Origin of the sequence: Mesorhizobium sp. 113-1-2, from assembly GCF_016756475.1 — a bacterium.
Taxonomy (GTDB): Bacteria; Pseudomonadota; Alphaproteobacteria; order Rhizobiales; family Rhizobiaceae; genus Mesorhizobium; species Mesorhizobium loti_C.
This window is the reverse complement of record NZ_AP023242.1, coordinates 5,881,887-5,901,089: the sequence shown is the minus strand read 5'-3', so window position 1 is coordinate 5,901,089 and position 19,203 is coordinate 5,881,887. Positions and strand designations below refer to the sequence as shown.

18 protein-coding genes and 1 tRNA gene are annotated in these 19,203 nt (G+C 62.3%); 13 read left to right on the top strand and 6 right to left on the bottom strand.

Annotation, left to right across the window (positions count from 1 at the left end):
* Positions 1-184: 184 nt before the first annotated feature.
* A complete protein-coding gene (gene rffA / locus JN279_RS28795) occupies positions 185-1,363 on the top strand; it encodes a dTDP-4-amino-4,6-dideoxygalactose transaminase (protein ID WP_202350853.1) in 1,179 nt (392 codons plus the stop codon).
* 59 nt (positions 1,364-1,422) lie between these two features.
* Positions 1,423-2,124 (top strand): WbqC family protein, encoded by a 702-nt coding sequence (locus JN279_RS28790; RefSeq protein WP_096456028.1) that lies wholly within the window; start codon positions 1,423-1,425, stop codon positions 2,122-2,124.
* A gap of 53 nt (positions 2,125-2,177) precedes the next feature.
* Here JN279_RS28790 and JN279_RS28785 read toward each other — a convergent pair.
* Both JN279_RS28785 and JN279_RS28780 read right to left on the bottom strand, forming a co-directional pair.
* A tRNA-Gln gene (locus JN279_RS28785) sits at positions 2,178-2,252 on the bottom strand.
* Between the two features lie 127 nt (positions 2,253-2,379).
* On the bottom strand, positions 2,380-2,724 hold the full coding sequence (locus JN279_RS28780) for a VOC family protein (RefSeq protein ID WP_202350852.1): 345 nt from the start codon (positions 2,722-2,724) through the stop codon (positions 2,380-2,382).
* Positions 2,725-2,949: 225 nt separating this feature from the next.
* Here JN279_RS28780 and ppdK point away from each other — a divergent pair, with 225 nt between their 5' ends.
* The 3 genes from ppdK (at position 2,950) to JN279_RS28765 (ending at position 7,801) form a co-directional block, all read left to right on the top strand.
* Positions 2,950-5,628, top strand: coding sequence for a pyruvate, phosphate dikinase (gene ppdK / locus JN279_RS28775; protein WP_202350851.1), 2,679 nt, complete (start codon positions 2,950-2,952; stop codon positions 5,626-5,628).
* A 119-nt stretch (positions 5,629-5,747) separates the two neighbouring features.
* Complete coding sequence (locus JN279_RS28770; RefSeq protein ID WP_202350850.1) at positions 5,748-6,851, top strand: glycosyltransferase family 9 protein; 1,104 nt, start codon at positions 5,748-5,750, stop codon at positions 6,849-6,851.
* 209 nt (positions 6,852-7,060) lie between these two features.
* Positions 7,061-7,801 carry a polysaccharide deacetylase family protein gene (locus tag JN279_RS28765; RefSeq protein ID WP_202350849.1) on the top strand — a complete coding sequence of 247 codons (741 nt, stop codon included), beginning with the start codon at positions 7,061-7,063 and terminating at the stop codon, positions 7,799-7,801.
* A gap of 32 nt (positions 7,802-7,833) precedes the next feature.
* Here JN279_RS28765 and JN279_RS28760 read toward each other — a convergent pair whose 3' ends face one another.
* Together JN279_RS28760 and JN279_RS28755 are read right to left on the bottom strand one after the other, a co-directional pair.
* The gene (locus JN279_RS28760; protein WP_096456038.1) at positions 7,834-8,223 is read right to left on the bottom strand and encodes a DUF427 domain-containing protein; all 390 of its coding nucleotides are present in this window, start codon (positions 8,221-8,223) and stop codon (positions 7,834-7,836) included.
* A gap of 133 nt (positions 8,224-8,356) precedes the next feature.
* The gene (locus JN279_RS28755; RefSeq protein WP_096456040.1) at positions 8,357-8,713 is read right to left on the bottom strand and encodes a hypothetical protein; all 357 of its coding nucleotides are present in this window, start codon (positions 8,711-8,713) and stop codon (positions 8,357-8,359) included.
* A gap of 319 nt (positions 8,714-9,032) precedes the next feature.
* Between JN279_RS28755 and JN279_RS28750 the strand changes: the two genes are divergently transcribed.
* The gene (locus tag JN279_RS28750) at positions 9,033-10,661 is read left to right on the top strand and encodes a fatty-acid--CoA ligase (protein WP_096456042.1); all 1,629 of its coding nucleotides are present in this window, start codon (positions 9,033-9,035) and stop codon (positions 10,659-10,661) included.
* Positions 10,662-10,741: 80 nt separating this feature from the next.
* Positions 10,742-11,527: a DUF1499 domain-containing protein gene (locus JN279_RS28745; RefSeq protein ID WP_202350848.1), complete on the top strand. Its 786-nt coding sequence runs from the start codon at positions 10,742-10,744 to the stop codon at positions 11,525-11,527.
* A 71-nt stretch (positions 11,528-11,598) separates the two neighbouring features.
* Here JN279_RS28745 and JN279_RS28740 read toward each other — a convergent pair whose 3' ends face one another.
* Positions 11,599-12,597: a LacI family DNA-binding transcriptional regulator gene (locus JN279_RS28740; RefSeq protein WP_202350847.1), complete on the bottom strand. Its 999-nt coding sequence runs from the start codon at positions 12,595-12,597 to the stop codon at positions 11,599-11,601.
* Positions 12,598-12,810: 213 nt separating this feature from the next.
* Here JN279_RS28740 and JN279_RS28735 point away from each other — a divergent pair, with 213 nt between their 5' ends.
* From JN279_RS28735 to JN279_RS28715, 5 genes are read left to right on the top strand one after another with little or no spacing between them, the layout of a single operon-like run.
* Positions 12,811-13,854, top strand: a complete 1,044-nt coding sequence (locus tag JN279_RS28735; protein WP_202350846.1) for an ABC transporter substrate-binding protein — start codon at positions 12,811-12,813, stop codon at positions 13,852-13,854.
* 37 nt (positions 13,855-13,891) lie between these two features.
* The gene (locus JN279_RS28730; RefSeq protein ID WP_202350845.1) at positions 13,892-14,929 is read left to right on the top strand and encodes an ABC transporter ATP-binding protein; all 1,038 of its coding nucleotides are present in this window, start codon (positions 13,892-13,894) and stop codon (positions 14,927-14,929) included.
* Positions 14,926-15,813 (top strand): ABC transporter permease, encoded by an 888-nt coding sequence (locus JN279_RS28725; protein WP_096456050.1) that lies wholly within the window; start codon positions 14,926-14,928, stop codon positions 15,811-15,813. The genes JN279_RS28730 and JN279_RS28725 overlap by 4 nt, the downstream gene beginning before the upstream one ends.
* Positions 15,806-16,597 (top strand): ABC transporter permease, encoded by a 792-nt coding sequence (locus JN279_RS28720; RefSeq protein WP_202350844.1) that lies wholly within the window; start codon positions 15,806-15,808, stop codon positions 16,595-16,597. The genes JN279_RS28725 and JN279_RS28720 overlap by 8 nt, the downstream gene beginning before the upstream one ends.
* A 14-nt stretch (positions 16,598-16,611) precedes the next feature.
* Positions 16,612-17,532, top strand: a complete 921-nt coding sequence (locus JN279_RS28715; RefSeq protein ID WP_202350843.1) for a phosphorylase family protein — start codon at positions 16,612-16,614, stop codon at positions 17,530-17,532.
* A gap of 36 nt (positions 17,533-17,568) precedes the next feature.
* Here the strand turns inward: JN279_RS28715 and JN279_RS28710 are convergent, their stop codons facing one another.
* A complete protein-coding gene (locus tag JN279_RS28710; RefSeq protein ID WP_202350842.1) occupies positions 17,569-18,477 on the bottom strand; it encodes an MBL fold metallo-hydrolase in 909 nt (302 codons plus the stop codon).
* A 115-nt stretch (positions 18,478-18,592) separates the two neighbouring features.
* Between JN279_RS28710 and JN279_RS28705 the strand changes: the two genes are divergently transcribed.
* Positions 18,593-19,183 (top strand): biotin transporter BioY, encoded by a 591-nt coding sequence (locus JN279_RS28705; RefSeq protein ID WP_202350841.1) that lies wholly within the window; start codon positions 18,593-18,595, stop codon positions 19,181-19,183.
* Positions 19,184-19,203: the final 20 nt, after the last annotated feature.

Sequence of the window (19,203 nt, the reverse complement as noted above, 5' to 3'; positions counted from 1 at the left end):
CCCAGGAAAAGCAACACCGTCAACCTGGCTTCCTTCATTCTGCGCCCTTGGCGCCGAAATCGGATGTTCTCGCGCCCTATTTCCCAAGTTGGCTTGCTCAAGCCGCCAATTAATGGAACTGTCCTGGTTGAAGTACAGGAGGTGCTTTCTTTCGGCGACACCAGTAGCGCCGTTTGGCGGGGGGATGGCAGTGTCCGATTCTTTGAACAAGCCTTTGCGGACTGCCGGGTCGCTGCCTGTTGCATTCAATCGTTTACATTTGACCGGACGGGAGATGCTCTACATCGCGGAGGCGCGAGTTGCTCAGCACATGTCCGGTGACGGGGCTTTCACCAAGCGCTGCCATGCCTGGATCGAGGAGCATGTCGGGTGCGCAAAGGCGCTTCTGACCCATTCATGTACGGCGGCGCTGGAGATGTCGGCTCTCCTGCTGGATATTGTTCCCGGCGACGAAATCATCATGCCGTCCTACACATTCACATCGACGGCAAACGCGTTTGTGCTGCGCGGCGGCGTACCCGTATTCGTCGACATAAGAGAGGATACCCTCAATATCGACGAGCGCCTGATAGAGGCCGCTATAACCTCAAGGACGCGGGCGATCGTGGTGGTCCACTATGCCGGAGTGGGCTGCGAGATGGACGCCATACTCGATATCGCCCGCCGGCACGATCTCAAGATCGTCGAAGATGCTGCCCAGGGCGCGATGGCACGCTACAAGGGGCGGTCGCTCGGCAGCATTGGCGATTTGGGGACGCTAAGCTTCCATGAGACCAAGAACCTGATTTCGGGTGAGGGCGGGGCGCTGCTGATCAATGACCCCGCGCTCAGCCAACGGGCCGAGATCATCCGCGAAAAGGGAACCGACCGCGGCCGGTTCTTCCGCGGCGAGGTCGACAAATACACTTGGCAGGATATCGGCTCCTCCTATCTGCCCAGCGATTTGCTGGCGGCATTCCTCCTCGCCCAGCTCGAGGATGCGGAATCGATCACCGCGGAGCGCTTGCGGATTTGGAACCGCTATCACGAGCTGCTGGCGCCACTGGAGCAGGCCGGGCAGCTTCGTCGGCCAATCATTCCGGCGACGTGCGAACACAATGCGCATCTCTACTACGTGCTGCTGCCCGGAGGAGTCGACAGGCGTGGCGTGCTGGCCCGTCTTCGGGAAAATGGCATCGCCGCCATTTTCCACTATGTTCCGCTGCACGAATCGCCGGCAGGCCGACGCTACTGCCGGACCCACGGCGAACTGCGCGTCACCACCGATGCCGCCGCACGCCTGATCAGACTGCCGCTGTGGTTTGGCCTCAGTCTCGCTGCCCAGGAGGGCGTGGCCGCGGTGCTGAGCGCCGTTCACCGCTGAACAAACCGCAAGGACGTTGAGCTGCCCCCGGGATTCTTGGTGCGTGAAGCTGTGAGCAGATGACGAAGCGGGTGGCCATTCTCCAGTCCAACTATATCCCCTGGAAGGGATATTTCGACCTCATCGCTTCGGTCGACGAGTTCATCCTCTACGACGACATGCAATACACCCGGCGCGACTGGCGCAATCGCAACAAGATCAAGACGCCTGCCGGCGCCCAATGGCTGACCGTGCCTGTCGTGACCAAGGGAAGATACCTTCAGAAGATTCTCGAGACCGAGATAGACGGCGCCGACTGGGCTCAGTCGCACTGGCGGCAGCTACAGCTGAACTACCGTCGGGCAAGCTGCTTTTCGGAAATAGCCGAATGGCTGGAGCCGCTCTATAGCCGCCACTACACGCACATATCGGAGCTGAACCGCTGCTTTATCGCGGCAATATGCGGGTATTTGGGGATCACCACGGCCATCACGTCCTCCAGCGCGTACCAGCTCAACGGTGCCAAAACCGAGCGGTTGGCCGACATTTGCGCCCAGGCGGGAGGGACGGTCTACGTTTCGGGGCCGTCCGCGAAGGACTACATCGTGCCCGAGGTCTTCGATCTCAAGGGCATCGATCTCGAATGGTTCGACTATGAGGGCTATCCTGTCTATCCCCAGCTCTGGACCGGATTCATACACCAGGTGTCGATCCTCGATCTGCTGTTCAATTGCGGAAAGCAGTCGCCTCAGTTCATGAGGTTCGTTGCCAAGCGGGCCTGATTCCAGCGCTCCGATCGAATGGTTTAGTAAGGTTTTAGTACACAATCATTGATTGGCTGGGGCGCCAGGATTCGAACCTGGGAATGTCGGTACCAAAAACCGATGCCTTACCACTTGGCGACGCCCCAATAGCCGTCAGAGTCGCTTGTGCGGCGGGTTATTAGCAGAGCAGCCGAAAAGCACAATCCTTATGAGCGATGGCAAGAACGCTCAATCGAGCAATCCACAAAAGCCACCAGATCCTGCCCGAGCGGGCTAGTCACCCCAGACAGCCAGCTCATTGCCGGCCGGATCGACGAAGTGGAAGCGCCGGCCACCGGGAAACGCGAAGATCGGCTTGATGACCGTACCGCCTGCACTTTCGACGGCGCTCAGCGTTTCCTCGAGGTTGTCGCTATAGAGCACAGGCAGCGGCTTGGCCGGTGCTTCCGCGGCGTCGGCCTGAAAACCGCCATCCAGGCCCTCGGCAAAGGCTGAATAGGTCGGCCCGTAGTCTGTGAACGACCAGGCAAAGGCAGAACTGTAAAAAGCCTTCAACCGGTCCAGCGTGCCGCCGGTCGCCGGCATTTCCAGATAGTCGAGTTTTCCTGTCAGTTTCATGGGGCACCTCTTTGTTCCCTTTATGTTCTAGTCGGTGGATCCTGAGGTGGCAAGTCTTTTTGCCGCATGTCCGGGCGAGGCTTTTTCTTAATCGATTGTAGCGGCCGGACGGCTTTGCCGGCGCTTGCCTTTCGCACTGCAGCATCATATCGCTCCAAAGTCGGAGCAGGGCGGAACTTTCCGTTTCGCCAATCTTTCCAATCTCCTGCAACCGGAGAGCAAAGCATGACCAAATGGGTTTTCACCTTTGGCGATGGTGCGGCGGAAGGCCGTGCCGGCGACAAGAATCTGCTGGGCGGCAAGGGCGCCAACCTGGCCGAGATGTGCAGCCTGGGCCTGCCGGTGCCGCCGGGTTTCACCATCACCACCGAGGTCTGCAATGCCTATTATGCCAATGGCCGCGCCTATCCAGCGGGGTTGGAAGCCGACGTGGCGGTGGCGCTCGATCACATCGGCCGGCTGACCGGCCGCCGGTTCGGCGATCCGTCTAAGCTGCTGCTGGTGTCGGTACGCTCCGGAGCCCGCGCCTCGATGCCCGGCATGATGGACACCGTGCTCAATCTCGGCCTTAACGACGAGACCGTTGAGGCCCTGGCCAGCGATTCCGGCGATGCGCGCTTTGCCTATGACAGCTACCGCCGCTTCATCCAGATGTATTCCGACGTGGTCATGGGTCTCGATCACGAGGTGTTCGAGGAGATACTCGAGGACCAGAAGGCCAGCCTCGGCCATGAGCTCGACACCGAACTGACGGCCATCGAATGGCAAGGCGTGATCGCGCTCTACAAGGCCAAGGTCGAGGAAGAACTCGGCAGGCCGTTCCCGCAGGATCCGCAAGAGCAGCTCTGGGGCGCCATCGGCGCCGTGTTCTCGAGTTGGATGAACAACCGTGCCATCACCTACCGGCGTCTGCACGATATTCCCGAAAGCTGGGGCACGGCGGTCAACGTCCAGGCCATGGTGTTCGGCAATATGGGCGAGACTTCAGCCACCGGCGTTGCCTTTACCCGCAACCCGTCGACCGGCGAAAAGCAGCTTTATGGCGAGTTCCTGGTCAACGCGCAGGGCGAGGATGTCGTCGCCGGCATCCGCACGCCGCAGAACATCACCGAGGCGGCCCGCATCGCCGCCGGCTCCGACAAGCCGTCGCTGCAGAAGTTGATGCCGGACGCCTTCCAGTCTTTCGTCACCATCTCCGACAGTCTGGAAAAGCACTACCGCGACATGCAGGACCTCGAATTCACCATCGAGCGCGGCAAGTTGTGGATGCTGCAGACCCGGTCAGGCAAACGCACCGCCAAGGCGGCGCTGAAGATTGCCGTCGAAATGGCCAGGGACGGCCTGATCACGAAAGAAGAAGCCGTCGCCCGCATCGATCCGGCCTCACTTGACCAGTTGCTGCACCCGACCATCGATCCGAAGGCCGCGCGTGACGTCATCGGCGTCGGCTTGCCGGCGTCGCCCGGCGCCGCCACCGGCGAGATCGTCTTCTCCTCCGGCGATGCCGAGGACCTCAAGGCACAAGGCCGCAAGGCGATCCTGGTGCGCATCGAGACCAGCCCCGAGGACATCCATGGCATGCATGCGGCGGAAGGCATCCTGACCACGCGCGGCGGCATGACCAGCCACGCCGCCGTCGTCGCGCGCGGCATGGGCAAGCCTTGCGTCTCGGGCGCCGGCTCGCTGCGCGTCGACTACAAGGCCGGCACGCTGCTCTCGATGGGGCAGACCTTCCGCAAGGGCGACATCATCACCATCGACGGCGGCAACGGCCAGGTGCTGAAGGGCGCCGTGGCCATGCTGCAGCCGGAACTGTCGGGCGATTTCGCCGCCATCATGGAATGGGCGGACGCCGTGCGCCGCATGAAGGTGCGCACCAACGCCGAAACCCCACTCGATGCCCGCATGGCGCGCTCCTTCGGCGCCGAAGGCATCGGGCTTTGCCGCACCGAGCACATGTTCTTCGACGGCGCCCGCATCGTCGCCATGCGCGAGATGATCCTGGCCGACACCGAGAAGGACCGGCGCGCCGCCCTTGCCAAGCTTCTGCCCATGCAGCGCTCTGACTTCCTCGAACTGTTCGAGATCATGGCCGGCCTGCCGGTGACGATCCGCCTGCTCGATCCGCCGCTGCACGAATTCCTGCCCAAGACCGAGGCCGAGATCGCCGAGGTCGCGGCCGCCATGAACGTCTCGCCCGACAAGCTCAGGCAGCGCACCGAGGCGCTGCACGAATTCAACCCGATGCTCGGCCATCGCGGCTGCCGGCTGGCCGTCTCCTATCCCGAGATCGCCGAGATGCAGGCGCGCGCCATTTTCGAGGCCGCCGTCGAGGCCGGCAAGAAGGCCGGCGCGCTGGTGGTTCCCGAGATCATGGTGCCGCTGGTCGGCCTGGTGAAGGAACTCGATTACGTGAAGGCGCGCATCGATGCGGTCGCCAAGAGCGTCATGGAGGAGAGCGGCGTCAAGATCGAGTACCTCACAGGCACGATGATCGAACTGCCGCGCGCTGCGATCCGCGCCCATGTCATCGCCGAGTCGGCCGAGTTCTTCTCCTTCGGCACCAACGATCTTACCCAGACCACTTTCGGCATCTCACGCGACGATGCGGCCTCGTTCCTGGAAACCTACCGCAAGAAGGGCATCATCGAGCAGGATCCATTCGTCTCACTCGACATAGACGGCGTCGGCGAACTGGTGCGCATGGCCGCACAAAAGGGCAGGGCGACGCGGCCGGAGATCAAGCTCGGCATCTGCGGCGAACATGGCGGCGATCCCGCTTCGATCCGTTTCTGTGAGGAGGTCGGGCTCGACTATGTCTCGTGTTCGCCCTATCGCGTGCCGATCGCCAGGCTGGCGGCCGCGCAGGCCGCGGTACAGGTGGCCAAGACGGGGCGTGGATAGGGAGATCAAAGCTTACGGTTTTGTATGAAACCTCACGTGAACGTGCTGAAGACATTGCGTAATCTCGACATTGTTCCTGCCCAATTTGCGGATCGCCCGCCAATTGTCCGTGGAATCACATGTTGCAGATCTCACCCGCGCCGTTTCGCTCGATCCTGGTCATTCAAACGAAGTTCATCGGCGATATCGTCCTCGCCTCGACGCTCGCCAGGAACCTGCAGCTCGAATTTCCCGGTGCCAGGATCGTCTTCCTTTGCGAAGCGCGTTTCAAAAGCTTTGTGGTCGCGCATGGCATCGCCTCCGAAGTGGTCACGTTCAGCCGGTCCCGCATGCGCGGCACCCCACTGGAGCGCGCTAAAGAGCTCTATGCCATGGTGCGGGAGTTGCGCGGTTTCCGTTTCGATCTGACAATCGACCTGACCGATTCCAAGACCTCGCGCCTCGTCAGCGGGCTCGTCAACGCAAAGACGCGCGTCGGCTACAATCCTCCCGAAAGGCCCCTGAAGCTGCTGGAGCGGCAACCCGCCAATCTGTTTGCAAAACCACAGGGGTTTGGTGGCCAGCATTTTGTCTATCGCTATCTTTCGCCCCTTGAGGCGCTCGGCCTCGATCTGCGCGTGACGGTGCCGAGCATTCAGCCGCTGCCATCAGAGACCTTGAAAGCGCTGGCGCTTCTGGCCAAGCACCATCTCAACCCAGACGGCTTCATCGCCGTGCATGCGGGCGCGAGCTTCAAGGGCCGGCAATGGCAGCCGGAACGGTTTGCCGAGGCCATCGACGAGATTGTAGCCGACAGCGGATTGGGCATTGCCCTGGTGGGAGGGCCGGACGAACGCGAGGCCGCCGCGCAGATCATCGCCAGGACGGCGGCGCCGGTCGTCGACCTCGTCGGGTCGCTGTCGCTCGAGACCTTGCTGGCTGTCCTGAAACAGGCGCGGCTGTTTCTTGGCAATGAGAGCGGCCCGATGCATATGGCCGCTGCCACGGGCACGCCGGTTGTCGGGCTTTTCGGCCTGACGCATCCGTTGCGCTGGGGACCTGTCGGCGTGCCCAGCATCGCGCTGCGGCCGCCCATGCCGTGCGACTGCGTGGCCAGGGGCTTTTGCCGCCCGAAGGATCCCAGCAAGGCGTGCTGCGTGTGGCGCCTGGAGGTGAAACCTGTCGTCAAAGCGGCGCGCGAGCTGCTGGCGCGCACCGAGATGAAGCGGGAACGCGCTGTCTGAAAGGCGATCGATCGTTGGGGGCTGTCGAATGGCGCGTGCATCAGGCGGACGGTCAAATTGCCGCGCCAGGCATTTTTCTGCTATCCATCGTCCCGATTTCCGCCTTCATGCAGGTCTTGGAATGACGGCTTGAAATCGCTGCTCCAACACAAAGAGTTGGAGCAGGTCGCCGTGAAACGGTGAGCTGCCCCAGTCAGGAATTCGGTTTGATGCGTCTGCTGCAAAGACATCTCTGCATGATCGCCATGTCGGCGGCGATGGTAGCCAGCGCCCAGGCCGCGCCGCTGGTCGAACCCACGCTGCACATCAAGCCCGCGGCAAGTGGGGCCGGCCGCGTTGCACTCACGCTCGATGCCTGCGGCGGACAGACCGACACACGCATTCTCTCGGCGCTGGTGGAAAACAAGATCCCCGCCACCATTTTCGTCACCGGCATCTGGCTGAAGCGGAACGCCGCGGCCGTCGAGATCATGCGGGCGCATCCCGACCTTTTCGAATTGGAAAATCACGGCGGGCGCCATATTCCGGCGGTCGACACACCGCAGAAGATCTATGGCATAAAGAGCGCCGGCAGCCCGGAGGCCGTGCTGGCCGAGGTCGAGTCGGGGGTCGCGGCGCTTGCCAGAACCGGTGAGCCGGCACCGAAATGGTTCCGTGGCGCGACCGCCGAATACAGCCCTTCGGCGATCGCGATGATCCGCAAGCTCGGTTTCAAGATCGCGGGCTTCTCGATCAATGGCGACGGTGGCTCGCTGCTGGGCGCCAAGGAAACCACCAGGCGTATCGCCGCGGCCAAGGACGGTGACGTCATCATCGCCCACATCAACCAGCCGACACACGCTGCCGGCGAGGGTGTGGTTCAGGGCCTGCTGGCGCTCAAGGACAAGGGCATGACTTTCGTGCGCCTCGACGATGCCGATGGCACAGGCAATCACGGCACCACCGACTGATCTCGCAGAGATGTGCTGGAACTGACGCCTGCTCAGGCCGGCTTGGCTTCGATGCTGACCTTGCTGGCGTAGAACGCGCCGTGATCGCGGATTTCGGTCATTTCGTCGAAAGGCCGCTCGTAGGCCCACATCGCATTCTGACCGGTTTCGCCGGCAGGCAGCACGCTCCAATAACTGGCGTCGCCCTTATAGGGGCAATGGGTCGAGTGCTGCGTGCTGCTGAGCTTGTCGAAATCGATGTCGGCGAACGGAATGTAGAAGGCCGGGGAATAGGGAGCCTCCGTCAGCACCTTGGCCTTGGTGGATGACGCGATGACCGTGTCGCCGGCGCGCACGGTGACGGTGCCGATATAGGGCTCGATGGTGATGATCTTGTCGGGATTGCGCTGGAAGCCGGGTGCCGGGTTGGCGATCTTGTCCATGCTGGTTTCTCCTTACCTCGCCCCCTAAGGTGTGGCGGGTAGGGCTGTTGCGCAAGGTCCGTTCACATCACGAAAACAGGCGCACCAATCACCGAGGCGTGGCGCTACAGCGCTTTCGGGCGTCCACCGAGGCTCAGGCGGCGGTCTTGAATGCGTCCATCAGTCCGGCATAGGCGGCCGCGATGCCCGCCACCGGGTTGCTGCTCCTCGAAACGGTCTCGACTTTCAGCGAGCCGCCGCCGGTCGGCAATGTCAGCAGAAGGAATTGGCGATTGCCGCCAGCGCCGACGGATGCGGCAGCGACGTGCTGGCCTTCCCCTGCGTTCTGGACGCACATCTTAAAAAGCAGCGTGCCGCCGACCGCTTCGAGCGCGCCGCCGACAACTTCAACAAATTCGTCTTCGGAAACAGTCTTTTCGTCCGGCCCCAGATCGGCCAGGCTTTCGGCAAGTGTGCTCTCAAGCACTTTGTCGTCGAGCTGCGTGTCCATGCGAACCTCTTTCAGTCGCCAATCGCACCCCTTTGCCCGTTAACGAAACTTAACGCGGACGATGGCCGGATTGTGGCGGATTTCCCGGTCATTTCGCAAGACAATGCCGCCACAATGGTGGTTTGACCCTCCTGCCATCTCGGTGGCACGAGGGATCAGCGGCCTGAAATCCAAAACATGCCGGAATTCAACCGCTTGCCGTCGCGGCACGGGCTCTGAAATTCGTGTCGCGCGCAAGCGGGTGACTGGACAATCCGCCGGTTCGCTTCACAATGCGCCAAAAGCCATGACGCAAAATGCGCGAGGGAGGAGGAACGGGATGCTGGGGCTGATGCAGGAATGGCCGCTGCTGTGCCACAAGCTTATCGACAACGCTGAACGGCAGCATGGGGTGCGCGAGATCGTGTCGCGCTCGATCGAGGGACCGATCGTGCGCACCACCTATGCCAACATTCATCGTCGTTCCCTCAAGGTCGCCCAGAGGCTGGAGCGGGACGGCTACGGGTTGGGCGACCGCATCGCCACGCTGGCCTGGAACACGGCACGCCATATCGAGGCCTGGTACGGCATCATGGGCGTCGGCGCGATCTATCATACGCTCAATCCGCGCCTGTTTCCCGAGCAGATCGTCTGGATCATGAACCATGCCGAGGACAAGGCCGTCTTCGTCGACCTCACTTTCGTACCGTTGCTGGAGAAGATCGCCGGAGCCGTCAAATCGCTGAAAAAGGTGATTGTGCTGACCGACAAGGCGCACATGCCGCAAACGACCTTGCCCAACGCCGTCGCCTATGAGGCCTGGCTTGATGAGGTCGATGGCGATTTCGCCTGGAAGACCTTCGACGAAGGCACCGCTGCCGGCATGTGCTACACATCGGGCACGACGGGCGACCCCAAGGGCGTCGTCTACAGCCACCGCTCGAACGTGCTGCACGCCATGATCGCGGCCATGCCCGACGCGATGGGCCTGTCGTCGCGCGACACGATCCTGCCGGTGGTGCCGATGTTCCACGCCAATGCCTGGGGTCTTGCCCAGAGCGGCCCGATGATCGGCGCCAAGCTGGTCATGCCCGGCTGCAAGATGGACGGCGCCTCGATCTACGAGTTGCTCGACACCGAGAAGGTAACCTTCAGCGCCGCCGTGCCGACCGTGTGGATGATGCTGCTGCAATATCTGGAGGAGACCGGCAAGAAGCTTCCCTATCTGAACAAGGTCGTCATCGGCGGCTCGTCCTGCCCGCGCGCGATCATGACGAAGTTCCAGGACAATTACGACGTCCAGGTCATCCATGCCTGGGGCATGACCGAGATGTCGCCGCTCGGCACGCTGTGCACCTTGAAGCCCGAATATGAGAATCTCCAGGGCGAGGCCCGGCTCGATGTCAAGCAGAAGCAGGGCTACCCGCCCTTCGGTGTCGAAATGAAGGTGACCGATGACGAGAACAATGCGCAACCCTGGGATGGCAAGACCTTTGGCCGCCTGAAGGTGCGCGGCCCGGCCGTCGCCCGCGCTTATTACGGTGGCGTCGGCGCGGAGCAGTTCGACGAGGACGGCTGGTTCGACACCGGAGATGTCGCTCACATAGATGCCAGCGGCTACATGCAGATCACCGATCGGGCCAAGGACGTCATCAAGTCCGGCGGTGAATGGATTTCGACCATCGACCTCGAGAATCTGGCCGTAGGCCATCCGGACGTGGCGGAAGCGGCGGCCATTGGCGTCCATCACTCGAAATGGGGCGAGCGGCCCTTGTTGGTCGTCGTTGCCAAGCCAGGCAAGGAACCGACCAAGGCGGAGATTTTGGGCTTCATGGATGGCAAGGTGGCCAAATGGTGGATGCCCGACGATGTCGCTTTCGTCGGCGAAATACCGCATACCGCCACCGGCAAGATCCAGAAAACAACCTTGCGCCAGCAGTTCAGGGATTATCGGTTGCCGACGGATTGACGGGATGTTGCGTGTTTCGGCTTCAAGCCGCCGCGAAAATTCACTAAACCTCCGTCCGGGTTGGGGCAACGCAGAGAACAATGGTTAGCATTCCCGAACGGCGAACGTCGAAGGCTGCCGGCTGGTCGCGGCGCACCGGCGCATTTTCAGCGGTGCTTTTGCTGACCGACTTCGTCGGGCACCGCTTCGATCTCGTCGAAACGCCGGTGTTCCTGTGGGTGCTGGGCATTGTCGCGCTGCTGGCGGCGCTGTCGTTGCTGTTTGCCGCCTTTGCCTTTTCGAGGCTATGGAAATTCGGTGACCGCGGTGGCCGCGATCTGACCGTCGGCGCCTTGCTGGCACTGCTGGTGCTGGTCCCCTATGGCGTTGCCGCCTACTGGGCGACGATCTATCCGCCGCTCCGGGACATCACGACCGATTTCGATGATCCGCCCGCGCTCGACGTCAGCGACCGGACGAAGGACATGAATGTGCTTGTTCCGTCGACGCCGGGCGAACAGCGGCTGCAGGCCGACAACTATCCGCTGGTCACCGCGCGCAGCTACGACCTGCCATTCGAGACCATCGTCAATGCCGTCGAAACCGTGCTCGACCGGCGCAGTTGGGAGCTTTCCGAGCCCTATCCCGACCTTACCGGGCAAAGCGACGTGACCATCACCGCTGTCGCCAAGGGCTTCGTGCTCGGCCTTCCGGCCGATGTGGCGATCCGCGTGATGGACGATGGCGATACGGTCATCGTCGACATGCGCTCTGCCTCGCGTTACGGCCGCTACGACCTTGGCGACAATGCCCAGCGCATCACCGACTTCCTGGCGGAACTGGATCAGGAAGTCGCCGGCCAAGTCGGAGCGGCGCCGGCCGAGTGAAGTCCAGAACATCTTGAAACCAGGCGGATTTGCGCAGTGCCGCACAAATGCGGCTTCAGTCTCAGAGCCGACTATTCGGCCGGCTCGAACCTGCCTTGCAGCAAGATCGTCGCGACCGGTCCAAGCGGATTGGCGATCCGGCTCTCGAGGACCTCGATAAGTTTGTGCCCGACATCCGCCATGTCGACGGAATGAACGTCGATGTTCGCCGGCAGGAAGCGCGCCAGATGTGTGTTGTCACGGGTGACGATGTGGATGTCACGGCCCGGCACCAGACCCCGTTTGCCGAGAGCGTGCAGCGCACCCAGAAGGCCCAGTTCGTTGGCGCATGCCAAGCCCGTCGGCGGATCTGACGACGCCAGCAGGCGATCGAACCAGGCCGCGCTCGATTCCATTGTGAACGTGCCGTCACCGATCAGCGATTGGTCGATCGAGAGACCGGCCTCGGCCATCGCCCTTCTATAGCCGGCGAGACGCGTGGCGCTCGCCTGATCCTTCTGTACGAGAAGTTGTAGGGCAATGCGTCGACAGCCCTTGTCCATAAGCCGCCGGGTCGCCTCATAGGCGATCTGCTCGTTGTCGATGTCGACATAGGGATAGGCAACGTCCAGGTCGGTCCTTCCAAACGCGACGAACGGTATCTCCTGATCCAGTAGCAGCTTGACGCGCGGATCGCCCGAGACCATGCGCGTGATGATCAGGCCGTCCGCGCTGCGCGCCTGAAGCAGGCGCTGCACGCTTTCGACGGGATCGTCGTCGGGCGTGGTGGAATAGATGGACAGACTATAACCCGCTTGCCGCGCCGCCAGCGTCATGCCTTCGATCAAGGGAAGCTTCGCCAGATCCGACAGGTAGTCGCGTGTTTCCATCGGCAGCACCGCCGTCAGCGTCAGGGTCTGTCCGGTCTTGAGCGCGCGGCCGTGATGGTTCGGAACATATCCGACCCGCTTCGCCACTTCCTTGACGCGCGCCACGGTCGAGGGATGCACCTCCGGCCCGTCCTTCAGAGCACGCGATACGGTTGTCACCGAAAGGGAAAGTTCCGCCGCGATCTGTTTTAGATTGGCCATGTCGCCCGACTTCATTCGCGAAAGCGCCGGCTGATTTGCTTGGCATCGTAACGTTACCGGATTCGACCCGAGGGTCAAATCCAGGCGCCATGAAATTTAATGGGCCTGCCTGAAAGCCGCTTGACTCTGAGGTGTTTCACGGTAATCGTAACGTTACGATTATGAAAAAAGGCCGACTTAAGGCGATACTCGACGAATCCTGGAGGAGAACACATGTCCCGGCTACTACGCATTTTGCTGACAGCTATCGCAGTCTCGGCTGCCGTGCCCGTCTATGCCCAATCAGTCACCATCACGACCGCGGGCGGCGACTACGGCAAGGCCATGAAGGAGGCGATGTGGGGCCCTGCCGCAAAGGAACTTGGCTATGATGTCCGCGAGGAGACGCAGAGCGATGGCCTGGCTGCCCTGAAGATGCAGGTCACCGCGGGCGCGGTCACCACCGACATCATCCACCTCGGCTCACCGGAAGGCGCGCAGGCGGCCGCACAGTCGCTGCTGGAGCCGCTTGACTACAAGATCATCGATCCCAACTCCGTGCCGGCCGGCGCAAAGTCCGATTACTGCTATCCGTTCGACTCCTACGGCACCGTCATGTCGTGGAGCACCAAGACTTATGGCGAGAGCCCGCCTAAGACCTGGGCGGAGTTCTGGGACGTTGCCAAATTCCCGGGCCGTCGCGCGCTGCGCGCCAATGCGCAGGACTTGATCGAAATCGCGCTGCTCTCTGATGGCGTCGCGCCGGCGGACGTCTATCCCACGCTCAGCACGCCCGAGGGCCTGGCGCGCGCCATCAAGCGGCTTGAAGCGATCAAACCGAATGTCTCGGTGTGGTGGACCTCCGGAGCGCAGTCGGCGCAGTTGCTGAAGGACGGCGAGGCGGATCTGGTCGTTACCTGGAATGGGCGAGCCCAGACGGTGAAGGCGGATGGCGGCGCGGTCGACTACACATTCAAAGGGTCCGTCATCGGGACGGATTGCCTTGGGGTGCCGAAGGGAGCGCCGAACAAGGAAGCGGCCATGAAGCTCATCGCGGCGATGACGCAACCCGCACGGGTTGCGAAGCTGACCGACTTCATCGCCTATGGTCCGGTCAATCCTGCCGGCTATGCGGGTGGTCTTATCCCCGAAGATCGTCTGAAGACCCTGGCGACAGCGCCTGAAAACGCCGGCACTTCGGTGTTTTCGAACGCCGACTGGTGGGTCAAGAACGGTGAGGCTGCCCAAAAGGCTTTCGATGAAATGATGAGCCGCTGAGTCTATGGTGCATCAGCCCTAGACGTTCGAGCCCATCATGAAGTCGCTCCCCATCACCATCGACAGCGTGCGCAAGGCCTATGGGTCCTACGTCGCGCTGGACGATGTCTCGCTCGATGTCCAGGCTGGCGAATTCCTCACTTTGCTCGGGCCGTCCGGGTCGGGCAAGACCACTTTGCTCATGGCTCTGGCCGGGTTTGTCCGGCCCGATTCCGGCAAGCTCCTGTTGGGGGATCGGGACATCACCCGCCTGGCCCCCAACAAGCGCGACATCGGCATCGTGTTCCAGAACTATGCCCTGTTTCCCCACATGAACGTCCTGGCGAATGTCGAATATCCGTTGGCGCTGCGCAAGACGCCGAAAGCGGAGGCCCGCAAGCGGGCGCTGGACACCTTGGCCCGCGTGAAGCTGGAAGGTCTGTCGGAGCGCAACATTGCCGCGCTGTCCGGCGGCCAGCGCCAGCGGGTGGCGCTGGCGCGGGCCATCGTCTTCGAACCACGCGTGATGTTGATGGACGAGCCGCTGTCGGCCCTCGACAGGAATCTGCGCGAAACCATGCAGTACGAGATCAGGCGTCTGCACGATGATCTGGGGATCACCACGATCTATGTGACGCATGACCAGCGCGAGGCGCTGACCATGTCCGATCGGGTTGCGGTGATGAATTCCGGCCGCATCCAGCAGATCGATACGCCGCAGCGAATTTATGATTGTCCATCGACCCGCTTTGTCGCGCAGTTCATGGGCGAGGCCAATATTCTGGCCCCGGGCTCAGTGCGCACAATCGGCGGCGGCGATGCATCACACGAGACCCTTATGATCCGCGCGGAAAGCTTCCATCTGGATGCGAAGCTCGCTGGGCCAGACGCAGTGGCGCTCGAAGGAATGCTGCACGCCAAGGCGTTTCGCGGCGAGAACTGGCTTTTGACGCTGGCACCTGAGGGTGGGCAAGAGGTTCTTGTCTGCATCCCGTCGGCACTTGCCGGCGGCTGCGCCGAGCTTGCCACCGGTCAGCGGGTGACCGTGTATGCATCGGCAGCGAAAGTTCACGCCATACCGGGAGCGATAGCGTGACCATCGCCGCCGATCCCGCGCTCGCCGCCGATGCGCGAAGCGAGCGTCGGTTCTTCCTTGCGCTTTCGCTACCGGCGCTTCTCATCGTCGGACTGGCGGCGATACTGCCCATCCTCTGGATAATCCGGCAATCCTTCCTGACCACGGGGGGCGAGTACACTGTCGGCAATTATGAGAAGGTGCTTTCGAGTGGGCTGACATGGTCGGCCCTCATAACGACCGTCGAGTTGTCCTTGGGGACGCTGGCGTTCTGCATCCTTCTCGGCACCCCCCTGGCGCTCGCTCTGGCCAGCGCCAGGCCAAGGGTGGCCAATTTGCTGATGGCCTTCGTCATGCTGCCGTTGTGGACCTCCATTCTGGTGCGCACCTATGGCTGGCTGGTGCTGTTGCGGCGCGATGGCCTGATCAACGCGGCTCTGACGGGCTCGGGCCTGACAGCGGAACCATTGCCGCTGGTCTACAACTTCACCGGAACGCTGATCGGCATGGTCCATTACATGCTGCCGCTCTTCCTGCTGCCCGTTTATGCCGCGATGCGCGATATCGACGCCAACCTTGTTCGCGCGTCGGCGAGCATGGGAGCCACGCTCGGGCAGGTGATCCGCACCGTCATCCTGCCCCTTTCGGCCGGCGGCATCTTCTCGGGTTCGATGATCGTTTTCATCTACACAATAGGTTTTTTCATCACGCCGGCGGTGCTTGGCGGCGGCAAGGTAAATCCTCTCTCCATCCGGATAGAGCGGACGCTGTCGACCTTTCAGGACTGGGGTTCGGCGAGCGTCCTGGGCATTCTGCTGCTCGTTCTCATGGCGCTGATCGGTGTGATGTTCCTGGCGGCGCGGCGACTGGTGGCGCGCAACAAAGTCGGTGCGGTCCATGCTTGAAGCCTATCCGGACAACAGGCTGGCCCGCATCCTCCTGTGGGGCTTTTCCGCGCTTGCGATGGCGTTCTTGATGTTGCCGACGCTGGTGGTCGTGCCGCTCTCCTTTTCGGCGTCGGATCTTCTGGAATTTCCGCCGCGTGCATACTCGCTGCGCTGGTACGAGAATTTCTTCGGTTCGGCGACATGGATGGCCGGACTCAGGACGAGCCTGATCCTTGGGAGTTTGACGGCGATGATCGCGGTCCCCCTAGGGCTGCTGGCCTGCATCTCGATGAACCGGCTTGGCGGAAAGACCGCCTCAGCCATTCAAAGCGTTCTGCTCGCCCCCTCCGTCGTCCCGGGAATCCTGCTTGCGATCGGCCTCTTCTTCGTGCTGGCGGCGCAAGGCCTGGTCGGAACGCTGTTCGGCGTGCTGGTCGGACATGTGGTGCTGGCCATTCCGGTGGCGTGCATTGTGCTGTTGCCCGCCGTGGCCCGGTTTGACTGGAACCAGGTCCAGGCGGCGCGCAGCCTTGGCGCGGACTGGGCGAGGGCCATCGGCGGAATAATCGTTCCGCAACTTCAAATCAGCCTGTTGTCGGCGACACTGATGGCCTTCCTGACGTCGCTCGACGAGTCCGTTATTTCGATCTTCATCGCCAGTGGTCGCAACAGCACCCTGCCGAAGCTCATGTTCCTGTCGCTACGCGATCAGATCGATCCGACCATCGCGGCGATCTCGACCTTGTGGACCGCCATCGTCGTGGTCGCCGTCCTGATCGTGACCCTTCGCCAAAAATCCTGACCGGGACTGGAAACATGCCTGCCAATCATCACGCAACCGCCGAACTGACGGATCAACCGCCTGACATACCCCAGGTGGGGTTGGCGATCATCACCGGGTCGGCAAACTGGGGGCTCGCCTTCCCGGAGGATGTCCAGGTCGATGGCGTGCGCACCTTGCAGCGCGACATGAGTTTTGAAACGCCTTTCGGCCGCACCGACAACTGGAAGCTGCTCGAGTTCGATGCGTCGATGACCGCCGAAGGCAAAACGAAACGCGCCTTGTGCATGTATTCGCACGGCAATCCTCGCGACCATATCGACCATTCCTGCCATCGCCGCGCGTTCTGGGTGTTGATGCAAGCGGGTGTACGGCAAGTCCTGTCCTGCTCGACCATTGGCGCCGTCAACAAGGCGATCAAGCCCGGCGACATGGTGGTGAACGCCGATATCATCGAACTGACGCAGACCCCGTTTTCGCTGCTTCCCGGCCGCCAGAGCTTCGACTGCTCGGGCAAGCAGATCGTATGTCCAAGATGCGCGGCGGTTCTGGTCGAGACCGCCCGCCGTCATTGGCCGGCCGAATGCCGTGTTCATGGCATCGAACAGCAATTGGTGGCCGCCCACTGTTACGGACCGCGGCTGACGAGCCCGGCCGAGGCCCTGGCGTTCCGCAGCATGGGGGCGGATGTGCTCAACCATTCGATCGCCCCCGAGGCCACCTTGTCGCGAGAGATCGGCGCGTGTTTCGTGCCTTGCGCGTTCGTGACGGCAGGCTTCAACGACTATATGGACCGCAATCGCCAGCAATTGCTGCAGGAGGACGTGTTGCCGAACCTGTCCATGACGGCCTCGCGGGTCGCGCTGGAGACCGCCGCACGACTTCCGGCCAATCCGGAATGCTCCTGCCAGGGTTTGAAGTCGCCTCAACCGGAAGAGCGGTCCAGCCGGTTCTGAGGGAAGGGCAGTGCAAGGTCGTGGCGGAGTCTCGGCCTATCGAGCCGGCGTGAAAATGCCGTCGATGGCGGCAGCGGCGTCCGTCGACACCATGCCGCGCGCCACCAGATCCTCGAGATGGGCAAGCACCGACAGTCCGGCGGCGCCATGCAGCCGGGGGTCGGTGTCGCGATAGATTGCCTTGACCATGTCGGGAATCGTCCGGTCGCCGGCCCTGACCCGCTCCAATATAGCCCGCTCGCGCATCTTGCGATGCGTCTTCAGCCCGCGCATGAAAGCGCGCGGCTTCGTCACCGGCCCGCCATGGCCAGGCAGCAGCAGGCTGTCGTCTCGCGCGATCAGCCTGTCCAGGGATGCCATGTAGTCGGCCATTGCCCCGTCCGGCGGCGCGACGATGGACGTCGCCCACGCCATCACATGATCGGCTGAAAACAGGATGCCGGTTCCGTCCAGCGCGAACACCGCATGATTGGCGGTGTGGCCGGGGGTGAGAACCGCGCGGATCGCCCAGCCGTCGCCGGCGACCAACGAACCGTCAGGCAGCGCGATGTCGGGAATGAAAGCGGTATCGGCGCTGGCGTCGAGCGAATTGGTCTCACCAATATGCAACGGCCTTGCCGGCCGGTGCGGCCCCTCCGCCATCACCAAAGCCCCGGTGCGCTCCTTCAGCCGGGCCGCCAGCGGGGAATGGTCGCGATGCGTGTGGCTGACGAAGATATGGCTGACCGGCCTGCCGGTGATCACGTCGAGCAAGGTCTGAAGATGTGCCTCGTCTTCCGGCCCGGGATCGATCACCGCCAGCGTGTCGCGCCCTACGACATAGCTGTTGGTGCCGTGAAAGGTGAAGGGGCTGGGATTCCGGACCGTGACGCGCTGCACGTCCGGCGCCACGTTCACGCCCTGGCCGTAGTGCGGATCGAAGCTGGTATCGAATTTGAGAGCCATATCGGCACATTGTTCCCGCAACGGCAAAACCGATTGCCGCATAGCACGCAAGCCAATATAGGAAAACGCTGAGACCGCGATTATCGGATCGCGACAGACCGGATTGGGGAAGACCATGGCAACTGCAACGACGATGCGCCCACTTGTTTCTCTGGCTTTGCCGCAAGAAGGCGCGGCGCGACTGGCAACGCAGCTTTTCCTGGCGATCGCCGGAACGCTGCTTTTGACCCTGTCGGCCAAGACCAAGGTTGTACTGGGGCCCGTTGATATCTCGATGCAGACGCTCGCCGTCCTCTTGATCGCCGCCGCCTTCGGCATGCGCCTCGGCGTCGCCACTCTGCTGCTCTACATGGCGGAAGGTGCGATGGGCTTCCCGGTCTTCCAGGGCACGCCTGAGAAGGGCATTGGCCTTGCCTACATGGTCGGCCCGACGGGTGGCTATCTCGCGGGCTTCGTGGTCATGGCAGCGATTGTCGGCTGGGCCGCCGATCGCGGCTGGGATCGCCACCCGATCAAGCTTTTCAACGCGATGCTGGTTGCCGAAGTGGTGATGATGGCGATGGGCTTTGCCTGGCTGGCGCTGCTCATCGGCCCGGAGAAGTCCTGGCAGTTCGGCGTCGTGCCGTTCATCGTCGGCGACCTGATCAAGGTTGCGCTGGCGGCCAGCCTTGTGCCGGCCGTGTGGTCGCTGCTGAAGCGCTCCTGAGATCTGCAGCAAGCTTGGCG

Bases quoted from the DNA above. Each gene is read 5' to 3' on its own strand.
- rffA (WP_202350853.1), top strand. From the start codon at position 185: ATGGCAGTGTCCGATTCTTTGAACAAGCCTTTGCGGACTGCCGGGTCG.
- JN279_RS28790 (WP_096456028.1), top strand. From the start codon at position 1,423: ATGACGAAGCGGGTGGCCATTCTCCAGTCCAACTATATCCCCTGGAAG.
- JN279_RS28780 (WP_202350852.1), bottom strand. From the start codon at position 2,724: ATGAAACTGACAGGAAAACTCGACTATCTGGAAATGCCGGCGACCGGC.
- ppdK (WP_202350851.1), top strand. From the start codon at position 2,950: ATGACCAAATGGGTTTTCACCTTTGGCGATGGTGCGGCGGAAGGCCGT.
- JN279_RS28770 (WP_202350850.1), top strand. From the start codon at position 5,748: ATGTTGCAGATCTCACCCGCGCCGTTTCGCTCGATCCTGGTCATTCAA.
- JN279_RS28765 (WP_202350849.1), top strand. From the start codon at position 7,061: ATGCGTCTGCTGCAAAGACATCTCTGCATGATCGCCATGTCGGCGGCG.
- JN279_RS28760 (WP_096456038.1), bottom strand. From the start codon at position 8,223: ATGGACAAGATCGCCAACCCGGCACCCGGCTTCCAGCGCAATCCCGAC.
- JN279_RS28755 (WP_096456040.1), bottom strand. From the start codon at position 8,713: ATGGACACGCAGCTCGACGACAAAGTGCTTGAGAGCACACTTGCCGAA.
- JN279_RS28750 (WP_096456042.1), top strand. From the start codon at position 9,033: ATGCTGGGGCTGATGCAGGAATGGCCGCTGCTGTGCCACAAGCTTATC.
- JN279_RS28745 (WP_202350848.1), top strand. From the start codon at position 10,742: ATGGTTAGCATTCCCGAACGGCGAACGTCGAAGGCTGCCGGCTGGTCG.
- JN279_RS28740 (WP_202350847.1), bottom strand. From the start codon at position 12,597: ATGGCCAATCTAAAACAGATCGCGGCGGAACTTTCCCTTTCGGTGACA.
- JN279_RS28735 (WP_202350846.1), top strand. From the start codon at position 12,811: ATGTCCCGGCTACTACGCATTTTGCTGACAGCTATCGCAGTCTCGGCT.
- JN279_RS28730 (WP_202350845.1), top strand. From the start codon at position 13,892: ATGAAGTCGCTCCCCATCACCATCGACAGCGTGCGCAAGGCCTATGGG.
- JN279_RS28720 (WP_202350844.1), top strand. From the start codon at position 15,806: ATGCTTGAAGCCTATCCGGACAACAGGCTGGCCCGCATCCTCCTGTGG.
- JN279_RS28715 (WP_202350843.1), top strand. From the start codon at position 16,612: ATGCCTGCCAATCATCACGCAACCGCCGAACTGACGGATCAACCGCCT.
- JN279_RS28710 (WP_202350842.1), bottom strand. From the start codon at position 18,477: ATGGCTCTCAAATTCGATACCAGCTTCGATCCGCACTACGGCCAGGGC.
- JN279_RS28705 (WP_202350841.1), top strand. From the start codon at position 18,593: ATGGCAACTGCAACGACGATGCGCCCACTTGTTTCTCTGGCTTTGCCG.